General features: G+C 68.5%; 10 protein-coding genes. All 10 read right to left on the reverse strand.

Translation table 11 applies throughout. From position 1 onward, the window contains the following. Positions 1-70: 70 nt before the first annotated feature. The 10 genes from ACFWZ3_RS04130 to ACFWZ3_RS04175 all read right to left on the reverse strand — a co-directional run bounded on the left by ACFWZ3_RS04130 (position 71) and on the right by ACFWZ3_RS04175 (position 13584). Complete coding sequence (locus tag ACFWZ3_RS04130) at positions 71-1408, reverse strand: sigma-54-dependent transcriptional regulator (protein ID WP_439706513.1); 1338 nt, start codon at positions 1406-1408, stop codon at positions 71-73. 82 nt (positions 1409-1490) lie between these two features. Beyond that, entirely contained in the window at positions 1491-2723 is a 1233-nt protein-coding gene (locus ACFWZ3_RS04135) for an ABC transporter permease (protein WP_439706514.1), read from the reverse strand. A gap of 82 nt (positions 2724-2805) precedes the next feature. Beyond that, complete coding sequence (locus tag ACFWZ3_RS04140) at positions 2806-4119, reverse strand: ABC transporter permease (protein ID WP_439706515.1); 1314 nt, start codon at positions 4117-4119, stop codon at positions 2806-2808. 110 nt (positions 4120-4229) lie between these two features. Continuing rightward, the gene (locus ACFWZ3_RS04145; protein ID WP_439706516.1) at positions 4230-5435 is read right to left on the reverse strand and encodes an ABC transporter permease; all 1206 of its coding nucleotides are present in this window, start codon (positions 5433-5435) and stop codon (positions 4230-4232) included. Between the two features lie 63 nt (positions 5436-5498). Beyond that, positions 5499-6818 (reverse strand): ABC transporter permease, encoded by a 1320-nt coding sequence (locus ACFWZ3_RS04150; protein WP_439706517.1) that lies wholly within the window; start codon positions 6816-6818, stop codon positions 5499-5501. 216 nt (positions 6819-7034) lie between these two features. Continuing rightward, a complete protein-coding gene (locus ACFWZ3_RS04155) occupies positions 7035-8258 on the reverse strand; it encodes an ABC transporter permease (RefSeq protein ID WP_439706518.1) in 1224 nt (407 codons plus the stop codon). Positions 8259-8267: 9 nt separating this feature from the next. Further along, positions 8268-9569 (reverse strand): ABC transporter permease, encoded by a 1302-nt coding sequence (locus ACFWZ3_RS04160; protein WP_439706519.1) that lies wholly within the window; start codon positions 9567-9569, stop codon positions 8268-8270. A gap of 231 nt (positions 9570-9800) precedes the next feature. Then, positions 9801-11033, reverse strand: coding sequence for an ABC transporter permease (locus ACFWZ3_RS04165; RefSeq protein WP_439706520.1), 1233 nt, complete (start codon positions 11031-11033; stop codon positions 9801-9803). A gap of 8 nt (positions 11034-11041) precedes the next feature. After that, a complete protein-coding gene (locus ACFWZ3_RS04170) occupies positions 11042-12349 on the reverse strand; it encodes an ABC transporter permease (protein WP_439706521.1) in 1308 nt (435 codons plus the stop codon). 14 nt (positions 12350-12363) lie between these two features. Next, positions 12364-13584, reverse strand: coding sequence for an ABC transporter permease (locus ACFWZ3_RS04175; RefSeq protein ID WP_439706522.1), 1221 nt, complete (start codon positions 13582-13584; stop codon positions 12364-12366). Positions 13585-13587: the final 3 nt, after the last annotated feature.

Raw genomic sequence — 13587 nt, forward strand, 5'->3', positions numbered from 1 at the left:
AGGGTGGGCTTCAGCCCACCGCCCTGCGCCGCGATGTCCGCCGGTGGGTTGAAGCCCACCCTGCGCCCACTCAGCCGGTCGCCAATCCGTAGCGCTCCATGCGTCGGTACAGCGCCTGCCGCGACAATCCCAACGATTGCGCGGCCCGGCTGACCACGCCGTCGGCGCGATGCAGTGCAGTCTCGACCGCCTCGCGGCTGGGCTCGTCCAGGTTGCGCGCCACCGCGGGCGTGTGCTGCGGGAGATTGAGCAACTGCGGCGTCACCACGCCGTCGGTCGCCAGCAGCGCGGCGCGCTCGATCGCGTTCTTCAGCTCGCGCACATTGCCCGGCCACGGGTAGCTCACCAGCGCCTCGCGCGCCGCATCGCCGAGTTCGGCGCGGCCATCGAGAAAATGCTCGGCCAGCGGCACGATGTCGTCGGTGCGCTCGGACAACGGCGGCAGGTTCACCTCGATCACGTTGAGGCGGTAATAGAGGTCTTCGCGAAACGTGCCGGCGCGCACCATCGCCTTCAAGTCGGCGTTGGTGGCCGACAGCACACGCACCTTGACCTGTCGCGTGCGGCCCGACCCCAGCCGCTCGAACTGCCCGGTCTCCAGCACGCGCAGCAGCTTCACCTGGCCGGGCAACGGCAGGTTGCCGATCTCGTCCAGGAACAGCGTGCCGCCGTCAGCCAATTCGAAGCGGCCCTCGCGCGCCTTGTTGGCGCCGGTGTAGGCGCCGGCGTCGGCGCCAAACAGCTCCGCCTCGATCAGCTCGCCTGGCAACGCGCCGCAGTTGACGGCGACGAACGGCCCATTTCGCACCGGCGAATTGGCATGCACGATACAGGCGATACGCTCCTTGCCGGCGCCGTTGGGACCGGTGATCAGCACCGGCACATGCGAGCGGGCCACCTGGCAGGCCAGCTCCAGCGTCTGCGCCATCGCATCGGAGGCGAACACCAGCGAGTCCAGCGCGTAGGTCTGGCGCAGCACGTCGCGGCGCCGGCGGCGCTCGCGGCGGGTACGGTTGACCTCGCGGGTAGATTCGGAAAGCTCCAGCAGGTTTTCAACCGTGGCCAGCAGCTTGGTGTCGTCCCACGGCTTGGCCACGTAATCGGCCGCGCCCGCCTTGACCAGCTCCACTGCCGTCTCCAGGTGCGTCCAGGCGGTCAGCAGGATCACCGGCAGGTCGGTGTGGCGCTGGCGGATCGCACGGAACAGCGCCACGCCTTCCTCGCCGGAAGTGGTATCGGCGGTGAAGTTCATGTCCTGGATCACCACGTCGACCAGCTCGCGATCGAGCATCGCCAGGCCGTCCTCGGGCGTCAGCGCGATCAGCGGTCGGATGTCGTGCAGCGACAGCAGCAGCGACAGCGCCTCGCCGACCGCGGGGTTGTCGTCAATGATCAGGACGGTTCGCATTTTTTTCCTGCACATGTGGGCATGGATGCATCTCCACCCCAAAAGGTTGCCACAGGTCCGCCAAAGGGGAAGCCACCGCCCCTCAGACCGACCGCGTCGCCACCACCGGCGGCACGCGGGAGGCGCGCAGGGCCGGCGCCAGTACCGAAAGCTGGCCCAGCGCCCACAGCGCCAGCGCGCCGACCGGCAGATACCACAGCGGCAGGCGCGGCAGCTCGTAGCGGCTCATCAGCAGCAGGTTCAGTCCGACCGCCAGCAGCACGCCCAGCAGCACGCCGGCGCTGACGATCAGGAAGTTCTCCGCCTGGAAATAGCAACGGATGTCCGCGCGCGTGGCGCCGATGGCGCGGCGGATGCCGATCGTGCGCGTGCGCTGCTGTACCCAGAAATTGGCCAGCCCGGCGATACCGAGCGCGGTGACGAACAACAACCCGAGTGCCGAGGCGATCAGCAAGCCGATCATGGTGGTGTCGCGCTGGAAATAGCTGGCGCGTATTTCGCTGTAGGTCCGCAGCCGCTCGGGTTTGATCAGCCGCTGCGGGTTGACCCGCATCAGCGCGGCGCTCGCCTGTGCGAGTACCCGCTGGCGATCCTGCGGCGCGCTGCGCAACACGTAGAGCGCGCCGCCGCTATCGGGCGGTTGCGGCAGCAGCATGCTCTCGTCGTTGCTGCCGTCGGCGCGCAGGTCCGGGCGCACCAGCCTCTTCACGATGCCGACGACGCGGATGAACCGGTCGCCGTCGTACATGCTCTGCCCGAGCGCGCGCTGCCCGGGGTACAGGCGTTGCGCCAGTGCGCGCGTGATGATCGCGACGACCGGCTTGCCATGGGCCGGGTAGTCATCCGGGGTGAAACCGCGTCCCTCGACCAGATCCAGCCCCCAGGTGTCGATCAGGCCCAAGGTCCCGTCGTAGACGCTGGGCTCGACGCAGCCGCTCCCCTCCAGCGAATTGCGCTGTATCGCACGATCCAGTGCCTGCTTGTCGGGACAGATCCCCTGCGACCACTCGTTACGGTTGAGCGGCATCGAATAGCTGACCGCCACCGCGGCGCGCACGCCGGGGATGGCGCGCAACGCGGCCAGATCGACCACAAGCTGGGCGTCGGGATTCCCGACCTTGTCGATGTTCCGGCTGGGAACGGTCGAAAGCTCGTCCTCGGCCAGGCCGGTCGACACGCTGATCCGCTCCACGCGGCTGGCGATCATGTAGACCACGTTGCACACGATGGCCAGGGTGATGGCGACCTGCAGCGTCAGCAGCGTCGCGGTCAGCTTGTGGTGCCGCAAGCTGGCCAGTATGGGTTGCAATGGCATGCCGATGTGTCCTTGTGTGCGATCGGGCGGCTGGGTTGGCGCCATGGACGTCGATGGCCCGTCCGCGCCGGTGGATGGCGCGTCACAACGTCTTGAGCTGGAACCCGGGCGGCAGGCGGCACGCACGCCACGCCGGAAGCAAGCCGGCCAGCACGCTGGCGACGATCGCCAGCGCCACCGTACCCAGCAGCATCGGCACGTCCATCTGCGCCAGCCTCGCGTAGTCGTCGGGGCGCTGGCGCACGCTCCAAAGGCCCAGCTGCGCGATGGCCAGGCCGAACACGCCGCCGGCCACGCCGATCACCGCCGCCTCGATGCCCAGCTGAAGGAAGATGTCGCGCCGCCGTGCGCCCATGGCGCGGCGCACGCTGATCTCGCCGCTGCGGCGCAGGAACTTCGCCAACAGCAACGCCACGATGTTGGTCATGCACACCAGCAGGAAGCCCAGCGCCAGCCACAGTTGCAGGCGCACGTCGTCCGGCACCAGATTCTGGTGGGCCAGCCATGCCATCAGGCCGTACAACGCCGCGTGGGTCGCGGGTTTCTGGAAGCGGCCGAGCGATTTCTGCTCGGCCGAGTAGTCGACGAGGAACTGACGGTACGCCGCGACCTGCGCCGGGCTGTCCAGCTGCACCCAGAACTGCAGCCAGCTCGTGGTCGGGCTGTGCATCCGGTCCTCGGCCCGATCCTTGCCCCATCCGCTGAAGTTGCCGTTGACGCCCAGCTCGAGATCGACCGCGGTGGCCAGCGGCAGGAAGAACTCATCCGTATCGGCATACTGCCGGGTGGAGGTATCGGCGTAGAAGAGCGGATCGGGCTTCCACCGCGCGGTGACGCCAACGACCCGGAAATCGGTGTTCTCCAGCCGCACGGTCTGGCCGAGGCTGTCCTGGCCGCCGAACAGCTGGCGATTGAGTCCGTCGCTCAGCACCACCACGCGAGCACGCGTCTTGTCCTGCGCGTCCGACCAGCCCTGCCCGTAGGTGAACGGCACGCCGAACAGCCCGAAGACCTCCGCCGTGGCATAGCGCCCGGTCGCGTCGAACGGTTGCATGCCTGCACGCGCAGGGCGCACCAGCAGCGAGCCGCCCGCCATGGCCGCCTGCCGGGTGGCCTTGTGGGCATCGAGCAGCGCCATGGCGTCGGGCCAGGTGAAGTTGTCGCTCGGGTCGGGACTGCCCTCGTGCTGTTTGTAATCGAGCGGCGTGGGATCCAGGTGCGGGCGATACAACTGCGCGCTCCTGCCCGGGAGCGGATCGGCGGTCATCACGTGCAGCACGGTGATCATGGTCATGCTTGCGCCGATGCCGAGCCCGATCGCCCCCACCATCAGGCTGGTGAGGACCGGATTGCCCCTGAGGCTGCGCAGGGCGAGGTGGAGGTAGTAGGCGAACATTCCGTGTAACTCCTGGCAAATCGAATGCTGCGGCGGGTGGTCTTGCCCCTTGCTTACCGTCCTTGGAACCGAAAGGTTCGGCAGGTGATGGGAGCGCCCGCGCGCTTACGTCAAACCGACCGCGTCGCCACCACCGGTGGCACCGCCGCGGCACGCAGGGCTGGCGCAAGCACCGCCAGCTGACCCAGTACCCACAACAGCAGCGCGCCGGCCGGCAGGTAGTACAGCGGCAGACGCGGCAGCTCGTAGCGGCTCATCAGGACCAGGTTGAGTCCGAAGGCCAGCACCATGCCCAGCGCGATACCAAAGCTGACGATCAGGAAGTTCTCGGTCTGGAAATAACGCAGGATGTCGCCGCGAGTGGCGCCCAGCGCACGCCGCACGCCGATCTGCTTGCGCCGTTGCTGGACCCAGAAACTGGCCAGGCCCACGATGCCCAGCGCGGTGACCAGCAGCAGTGCCGCGATCACGCCCACGAGCATGCCGGCCATGGCACGGTCGGCGGCGAAGTAAGTGCGACGCAGCCCGCTGATCGTGTCGGTGTAGGTCTGGTTCACCACCACGGCAGGCGCGACCCGCGCGACCAGCGCGCGCGCCGCCTGCAGGACCTGGTCGGCCTTGCCCGGCGCCGTGCGCAATACGTAGACGCTGGCCAGGCCCTTGCCGGGGATGCCGGCCAGCAACAGGGTGTTGTGCGTGTGGCCGGGGTTGGGGTTGGGCCGCAGCAGCGAGCGGTAGGTGCCCACCACGCGGAAGACCTTGTCGATCGCGTAGACGGTCTTGCCGAGCGGACTCTCCCCCGGCCACAACGTCCTGGCGTAGTCGCTGTCGAGCATGATCGAGGGCGACCTGGGCAGGAACTCGCTGATCGGACCGAACTCGTCCGGGGTGAACCAGCGGCCTTCCGCAAGCTGCAGGCCCAGCGTCGAGGGCAACGCCGGGCCGCCCACGTAGAAGTGTCCCTGGTTGTCGTAATGCTGGTCATCCGCGCGCAGGCGGAAGCCGGCCTCGCCCGCCTGCTGCCCGAACGGCACCGCGTTGGTGACCGCCACCGACTGCACGCCGGCGATGCCGGCCAGGCCCGAACGCAGCCGCGCGGCCAGGTCGGCGGCAGCGCTGTCGTCGACGCCGTCGAGCGAGACCACCACGAGCCGGTCTTCGTCGACGCCGCTGCCCACCTGCATCGTGCCGATGCGGGCGGAGATGAGGAACAGCGCGTTGCAGAGGATCGCGCAGGCCAGGGCGATTTCCATGCCGATCAGGAACGCAGCCACGCGATGGCGGCGCAAGGCGGCGAGGATGGGTCGGATTTGCATGTGTGGGGTCCCGGATCTGTATCTAGGTTGGTGCGTTCCGTGGCGCTCGCGCGGGCGGCGCGGCTAAAGCGTCTTCAACTGCAGCGCTGGGGGCACGCGACTGGCACGCAGTGCCGGGAACGCGCCGGCCACGAGTGCCGCGGCAATCGCCAGCAGGATCGTGAGCAGCAGCATCGGCACGTTGAGCGCCACCACGTCGGCGTAGGCCACCGGCTGCTGGCGTACCAGCCACAGTCCCAGCAAGGTCAGCAGCAATCCACCCACGCCGCCGAGCAGGCCGATGACGCCCGCCTCGGCCAGGCATTGGGCGAAGATCGCGCTGCGCGTCGCGCCCAGCGCCCGGCGCACGCCGATTTCGCCGCTGCGGCGCAGGAACTTGGCCAGCAACAGGCCCACCGTGTTGAACAGGCACACCAGCAGGAAGCCGAACGCCAGCCAGGTCTGCAGCTTGACGTCGCTGGGCACCGCGTTCTGGTAGGCCATCCACTCGCGCAACGACATCATCCGCGTGTTGGCCGGGTGGGTGAGCCGGCCGAGCGCGCGCTGCTGCGCATCGTAGGCATCGAGATAACGGCGATAGGCGGCGGCCTTGGCGGCGGTGTCCAGCTGCACCCACAGGCCGACCGATTCGCACGGCGCGTTGCGCAGATCCATGCGGTCGGGCTTGCCCCAGCAACTGAACCAGCCGAAGTTGCCGGCATTGATGTCCAGCGCGGTCGGCATCGGCAGGAACACGTCCTGCGGCCGGACGTAGTAGCCACCGGTGTCGCCGCCCGAATAGCGCGCGCCCACCAGCATGTAAAACAGCGGTCGCGGCCGCCAATGGTCGAGCACGCCGACCACCTGTACGCCGGTGCCATTGAGCACGATCGTGCGGCCCACGCTGTTGGCGCCGCCGAACAGGCGCTGGTTGAGTACGTCGGAGATCACCACCTGGCGTATGCCGCGCGCCTCGTCGGCGGCATTCCACGCGCCGCCATAACGGAACGGCACGTCGAACATCGGGAAGAAGTCCGAGGTGGTGGCCAGCGTGTCGGCCATGAACGGGGATTGCCCGGCGAGCCCCGGCTGCACCTTGATCGAGCCGAACACGACCATCGTCTGCCTGTCGGCCTTGCCCGATTGCCAGAGGTCGTGCGCGGAGATGTAGTCCAGAAGATCCGCAGGGTTCTTGCGCACGTCGGCGCCGGTTTCCGGATCCAGCTGCGGGTAGTAGATCCGTGCGCTCTTGCCGGGCAGCGGATCGCCCGAGAGCAGGTACATCACCGTCAGCGTGGTCATACTGGCGCCGATGCCGACAGCGATCGCCAGCACCATCAGCGCAGTGAGTACCTTGTTGCGCTTGAGGCTGCGCATCGCCAGGTCGAAGTAATAGCCAAACATCAGGCGCGCGCCTCCGTCCTCTGCCCCCTCTCCCCGCCGGGGAGAGGGCTTGGGTGGGTCGGGCGGAGCGAGGGCTGCCGCCGTGCCTGAATATTCGTTCCGAATGCCATCATTAGCTTTGCCTCGTAAAAAAAACAGACTTCCCCGCGAGCCCCGGCCCCTTACCCCAACCCTCTCCCCCCTGCATCTATCAAAGATGGGGGAAAGGGAGCCAGATCAAACGCTTCGCGTGGCCACCACGGGCGGCACCGCGGCCGCGCGCATGGCCGGCCCCAGCACCGCCACCTGCCCGATCAGCCACAACGCCACCGCGCCGACCGGGAAGTAGTACGCCGGCAGCCGCGGCAGCTCGTAATGCAGCATCAGGAACAGGTTGATGCCGTAGGCCAGCGCCATGCCCAGCGCGATGCCGATGGTCGCCAGCAGGAAGTTCTCGGTCTGGAAGTAACGCAGGATGTTGCCCCGCGTGGCGCCCAGCGCACGGCGCACGCCGATCGTGCGTCGCCGCTGCGCGACCCAGAAGCTGCCCAGGCCGACGATGCCCAGCGCGGTCACCACCAGCAGCGCGATGCACACGCCTCCGAGCAGGCCGGCCATCGCGCGGTCGTCCTGGAAGAACTCGGCGCGGATGTCGTCCAGCGTCTTCTTCTCCAGGATGATGCGGTGCGGGTCGGTCTTGCGCAGCGTGGCGACCGCGGCGGCCAGCACGCGGTCACGGTCTTGTGGCGCGGTGCGGATCAGGTAGCGGCTGGCGTTGTCCGAATCCATCCGCAACGGGAACACCATCGACCACTGCGCGGTATCGTCGCCGCCGAACAACGCCGGGCGGATCAACCCGGCCACCACGCCGACCACGCGCACCGGATCGCCGCCGAGGTAGACGGTCTTGCCTAGCGCGGACTGCCCCGGCCACAGCTTCTCGCCCAGCCCACGGGTGATGATCACGGTGGTGATCTTCTTCGCAAGCTTTTCGTCGCGCGCCACCAGGCGCATGTCGAGGAACTCGCCCGGCTCGAAATCGCGGCCCGCCACCAGCTGCGTGCCGAGGGTCTGCAACAGGTTCTCGCCGAAGTACTGGGTGGCGTTGAGGGTCGCCTGCTTCTGCTTCGGATCGAGTTTGACGCTGGTGTTCCAGGAGCTGTTGGTGAACGGCACCTGGTTGGTCAGCGCCACCGATTTCACGCCCGGGATCTGGCGCAGCGCCACGAGGTCTTCCTGCGCGTGCGCCTTTGCGTCGGCGGTGTCGCCGATGCCGAAGGCCTGGATCTGGACCAGCTCGTGCTCGGCCACGCCGCTGACCATCTGCATGCGCTCGAGCCGTTGATTGATCAGGAACACCGCGTTGCAGACGATGGCGCAGGTCAGCGCGATCTCCAGCACCAGCAGCAGGGCCGTGATCTTGTGGCGGCGCAACGTGGAGAGGATCGGAAGAATGTCCATGGAATGCTCCTAGTTGCTCTTCAGCTGCAGCGCCGGGGTGACCTGGCAGGCCCGCCAGGCGGGCAGCAATCCGGCCAGCAGCGAGGCGCCGACGGCCAGCAGGAAGGTGGCCAGCAGCATCGACAGGTCCAGGTGGGCCAGTGCGGCGTAGTCGGACGGTTGCTTGCGCACCAGCCACAGGCCCACCAGCGAGAGCAGCAGGCCGGCGATGCCACCGGTGAGGCCGATCACGCCCGACTCCACCAACAGCTGCATGAAAACTTCGCGGCGCGAGGCGCCCAGTGCGCGGCGCACGCCCAGTTCCGGGCTGCGGCGCAGGAACTTGGCGAGCATCAGGCCGACCGTGTTGACCAGGCACACCAGCAGGAAACCCAACGCCAGCCACGCCTGCAGCCGCACGTCGCCCGGCACCACCTTGTTGTAGTCGAGCCAGCCCATCACGTCGAGCAGGCGCACGTTCGGCGGGCGCTGGAAGCGACCCAGCGTCTTCTGCTCCTGCGAGTAGTGCACCAGGAACTGCTTGTACGCGGCGGCCTTGGCCGGCGTGTCCAGTTGCACCCAGAACTGCAGCCACACGCAGGGCGCGGTGTCCATGTGGTCGGGGTCGGAGCCCTTGCCCCAGCAGTCGGTCGAACCGCTGCGGCCGAGCTTGAGCTCGTAGGCGGTGGTCAGCGGCAGGTACACGCCCTCGTTCTCGGCGTAGCTGCCGTTGTTGAGGTCGTAGAAATGCGGCGTCATGCGCCAGCTGTCCAGCACGCCGACGATGCGGAAGGCCACGTCGTTCATGCGCAGGGTTTCGCCCGTGCTGTCGCGGCCCTGGAACAGCTTGTCGTTGAGCTTGCGTGAGATGACCGCCACGCGCGCACGGCCTTCGTCGTCGGCCGCCGTCCACGGCCGCCCGTACCGAAGCGGCACGTCGAACATGGAGAAGAAGTCGGCCGTGGTGTAGCGCGCGTCTTCGAAGAACGGTTCGATCGCGGACTGCGCCGGCTGCACCGGCACCGCGCCACCGGTCATCAGCGCCTGGCGGTCGGCGCGCCGGGCATGGAGCAGGTTCATGCCGTCGGTCCAAGTCACCTGCACCGGCGGGTCCTCGTCGGGCTGATAGCCGTCCATGTCCTGCGGATCGAGCTGCGGGTAGTAGAGCTGGGCGCTCTTGCCGGGCAACGGATCGCCCGACAGCACGTGCAGCACGGTCAGCGTGGTCATGCACGCGCCGATGCCCAGCGCGATGGCCAGCACCATCAGCGCGGTCAGCGCCTTGTTGCGCCTCAGGCTGCGCAGGGCCAGGTCGAGGTAGTAGGTGAACATCAGGCGTGTTCCTCCGGGTACTGCGTCTGCACCCTCTCCCCCGCGGGGAAAGGGTTCGGGTGAGGGGCCGGGCGGAGCGTGATGTGCCGTCCCGACCTGGTAGCCAGATCCGTTGCTTTCATTGTTCTGCCTTCATCAGAACCAATTTCCTCGCGAGGCCCGGCCCCCCACCCCCGCCCTCTCCCCCGTCTTTGTAACGGGACGGGGATAGGGAGCAGAGCGCGAGCCAGGTCACGCACTTCGCGTCGCCACCACCGGTGGCACCTCGGCGGCGCGCAGCGCCGGGCCGAGCACCGCCAGCTGCCCGAGCAGCCACAACGCCAGCGCACCCGCCGGCAGGTAGCCGGCCGGCAGACGTGGCAGTTCGTAATGCGCCATCAAAAACAGGTTGAGCCCGTACGCCAGCGCCATGCCCAGCACGATGCCCGCGGTGGCGAGCAGGAAATTCTCGGTCTGGAAGTAGCGCAGGATGTCGGTCCGGGTGGCGCCCAGCGCGCGGCGCACGCCGATCGTGCGGCGGCGCTGCGAGACCCAAAAGCTGGCCAGTCCGACGATGCCCAGCGCCGTCACCGTGAGCAGCGCGATGCAGACGCCCAGCAGCGTGCCGGCCATCTCGCGATCGCTGCGGAAGAATGCCCGGCGAATCTCCTCGAAGGTGCGCTTGTGCGTCACCACGCGTTGCGGATCGGCCTTGCGCAGCGCGGCCACGGCGGCCTTGAGCACGCGCTGGCGATCCTGCGGGTGGGTGCGCAGCAGGTAGCTTTCGTCCTTGTCCGCGCCCATGGTGAGCGGCACGATCATCGCGAACTTCGCGGTCGCGTCGCGATAGGCGTTGGGCCGCACCAGGGTGTCGAGCACGCCGACCACGCGCAGGCCGACCTTGTCGGTCAGATAGACCGTGCGGCCGAGCGGTTCCTGGCCGGGCCACAGGCGCGCGGCGAGCGCGCGAGTGACCACAGTGACGGCCGGCAGCCCCTCGCTGCCGCCCTCGTTCAACGCCTTGAGCACCACGTCCGCGTTGACGTAGTCGTCCGGCACGAGCTCGCGGCCGGCCACCAGCCGCGTGCCCAGCGTCTGCGGCAGGTTCTCGCTGAAGTAGGTGGCCGCGTTGACGATCGGCTGGCGCTGCGCCGGATCGGTGCGCAGGCTGCTGTTGTCCCCCGAGCCGCCGAAGGGCACGGCCCGGCTCAGCGCGACCGACTGCACGCCCGGCACGCGCCGCAGCAGGGCGAGGTCCTCCCGCGCCCGCGCGTAGCGGTCCTCGCCCGCCGCCAGGTCGCCGAGCTGGATCTGCACGACCTCCTGTTCGGCCACGCCGCTGGGCATGTTCACCCGGTCGAGCCGCAGGCCGATCAGGAACACCGCGTTGCACACGATGGCGCAGGTCAGCGCGATCTCCAGCACCAGCAGCCAGGCTGTGGTGCGGTGCCGGCGCAGGGTCGAGACGATGGGTCCGATCTCCATGGCCATCGTCAGTTGCTCTTCAGTTGCAATGCGGGTGCCACCTGGCAGGCGCGCCAGGCCGGCAACAGCCCGGCCACCAGCGTCGCGCCGACCGCAAGCAGGAACGTCGCCAGCAACATCGGCGGATCAAGCTGCGCCAGAGCGGCGTAGTTCTCCGCGCGCTGGCGCACCACCCACAGCCCCAGCAGCGCCAGCAGCAGGCCGCCGATGCCCCCGACCAGGCCGATCATGGCCGACTCGACCAGCAGTTGTTCGAACACCGCCCGCCGCGATGCCCCCAGTGCGCGTCGCACGCCCAGTTCGCCGGCGCGACGCATGAACTTGGCCAGCATCAGGCCGACCGTGTTGACCAGGCACACCAGCAGGAAGCCGAAAGCCAGCCCGGTCTGCAGGCGCACGTCGTCGGGCACCACCTGGTTGTAGTCGAGCCACTGCATGAGGCTGGGCAGGCGCACGTTCGGCGCGCGCTGGAAGCGGCCCAGCCCCTTCTGCTCCTGCGAGTAGTGGACGAGGAAATCGCGGTAGGCGGCCACCTTGGCCCGGCTGTCCAGTTGCACCCAGAACTGCAGCCACACGCAGGTGTCCGACGGCAGGGTCGCGCCCAGGCCGCCAGCGCCGTTGGCCCAGCAGTCGTTCGATCCGTTGCGGCTCAGGCCGAGTTCCAGCGCGGTCTCCAGCGGAAGGAACACCTCTTCGGCGGGCGCATACACGCCGACGTTAAGGTCGTAAAAGTGCGGCGCCGGCCGCCAGTCGTCGAGCACGCCGGCGATGCGGTAGCTGGTGCCCGCCAGGCGCAGCTCGCGGCCCACGCTGTCCTTGCCGCCGAACAGCTGGTTGTTGAGTTCGCGCCCGATCACCACCTCGCGCGCCTTGCCCTCGTCGTCGGCGACGCTCCAGGCGTGGCCATACAGGAACGGCACCTCGAACATCGGGAAGAAATCGGCCGTGGTGTAGAACGCCTCCACGTAGAACGGATCGATCGCGGCCACGTCCGGCTGCACCGGCACCGAGCCGCCGGTCATCAGCGCCTGGCGATCGGCGCGTCGGGCATGCAACAGGTTGCGGCCGTCGATGAGCGTCACCTGCATGGGCGGGTCCTTGCCCGGCAGCAGCGCGCCGTTGTCGCGCGGGTCGATCTGCGGGTAGTACAGCTGCGCGCTGCGGCCCGGCAGCGGGTCGCCGGACAGCACATGGAACACGGTCAGCGTGGTCATGCTCGCGCCGATGCCCAGCGCCACGGCCAGCACCATCAGCGCGGTGAGCGCCTTGTTGCGGCCGAGGCTGCGCAGGGCAAGCTGGAGGTAGTAGGCGAGCATGGTGTCCTTGCGTGTCAGGCCGAGCGCGTGGCTTCCACCGGCGGCACCGCGGCGGCGCGGTGGGCCGGACCGAATACCGCGACCTGCCCGAGCAGCCACAGCGCGATGGCGCCGACCGGCAGGTAGTACCAGGGCATGCGGTCCATCTCGTAGTGCTCCATCAGGTACAGGTTGATGCCGAAGGCCAGCACCATGCCTAGCACCACGCCCGCACCACTGAGCAGGAAGTTCTCGGTGCGGAAGTAGTTGAGGATGTGGCTGCGCCGCGCGCCGACGGCACGGCGGATGCCGATCTGCCGGCGCCGCTGCGCGACCCAGAAGCTGGTCAGGCCGACGATGCCGAAGGCGGTCACCGCGAGCATCACCACGCATACGAGCACCAGCATCCAGACCATGCTGGCGGCCCCGGAAAAATAGTCGCTGCGGATGTCTTCGAAGGTCTTTGCCTCGGCCACGGCACCCGGTTCGAGCTTGCCCAGCACGTCTTCGGCGTGGCGCGCGACGCGGTCGCGATCGGCCGCTGCGCTGCGCAGCACGTAGTAGCTGAGCGCATCGGTCGGCTGCATCGGGAAGAACGCCGCATCGTAGATGCCGGGCAGGCCCGCGCCCGCCTGCTTGGGGCGCAGTACGTTCTCCACCACGCCCACGACCTGGTACCAGTACCGGTCCACGTACATGCGGCGTCCCAGTGCCGACTCCCCAGGCCACAACCGTTCGGCCAGGCGCTGGTTGACGATGGCGACGTGCGTTTCGGGCATGAACGACGCGCCCATCGAGGCACTGGCGTAGTCCTCGTCGCTGAACATGCGCCCCTGCTTCAGGCGCAGGCCGAGCGCGCGGTCCGCGCCCGCGCCCAGCAGGTAGACGTTGGAGTTGATGCTGGCCTTGTCGGTCGGCTTCATGTCCGGCCGCGTGGTGAAGTTGGTGTTCCAGCCGTTGCCCGACAGCGGCATGGTGTTGAGCACCGCCACCGACTGCACCCCCTGGATGCGTCGCAACGCCTCGAGATTCCGCGGGATTTCGCTGGCCGCACGGTCCGGATCGGCGCCAGCCAGCGTGACCACGCTCAGGCCCTGCTCGTCGATCGCGTTGGGCAGGCGGATCTCGCCGGCGCGCGCGCTGATCAGGAACACGGCATTGCACAGCACGGCGCAGGCGAGCGCGATCTCCAGCACGATGAGCAATGCCGGGATGCGGTGCTTGCGCAGGCTGGCGAGGATCGGTCCGATTTCCATGGT

The sequence above is a fragment of the Frateuria sp. GZRR35 genome (genome assembly GCF_051900415.1).
In the GTDB taxonomy this organism is placed as follows: domain Bacteria; phylum Pseudomonadota; class Gammaproteobacteria; order Xanthomonadales; family Rhodanobacteraceae; genus Frateuria_A.

Coding starts and splice junctions, on each gene's coding strand:
- ACFWZ3_RS04175 (WP_439706522.1), bottom strand. CDS start 13,584: ATGGAAATCGGACCGATCCTCGCCAGCCTGCGCAAGCACCGCATCCCG.
- ACFWZ3_RS04145 (WP_439706516.1), bottom strand. CDS start 5,435: ATGCAAATCCGACCCATCCTCGCCGCCTTGCGCCGCCATCGCGTGGCT.
- ACFWZ3_RS04160 (WP_439706519.1), bottom strand. CDS start 9,569: ATGTTCACCTACTACCTCGACCTGGCCCTGCGCAGCCTGAGGCGCAAC.
- ACFWZ3_RS04150 (WP_439706517.1), bottom strand. CDS start 6,818: ATGTTTGGCTATTACTTCGACCTGGCGATGCGCAGCCTCAAGCGCAAC.
- ACFWZ3_RS04165 (WP_439706520.1), bottom strand. CDS start 11,033: ATGGAGATCGGACCCATCGTCTCGACCCTGCGCCGGCACCGCACCACA.
- ACFWZ3_RS04135 (WP_439706514.1), bottom strand. CDS start 2,723: ATGCCATTGCAACCCATACTGGCCAGCTTGCGGCACCACAAGCTGACC.
- ACFWZ3_RS04155 (WP_439706518.1), bottom strand. CDS start 8,258: ATGGACATTCTTCCGATCCTCTCCACGTTGCGCCGCCACAAGATCACG.
- ACFWZ3_RS04170 (WP_439706521.1), bottom strand. CDS start 12,349: ATGCTCGCCTACTACCTCCAGCTTGCCCTGCGCAGCCTCGGCCGCAAC.
- ACFWZ3_RS04140 (WP_439706515.1), bottom strand. CDS start 4,119: ATGTTCGCCTACTACCTCCACCTCGCCCTGCGCAGCCTCAGGGGCAAT.
- ACFWZ3_RS04130 (WP_439706513.1), bottom strand. CDS start 1,408: ATGCGAACCGTCCTGATCATTGACGACAACCCCGCGGTCGGCGAGGCG.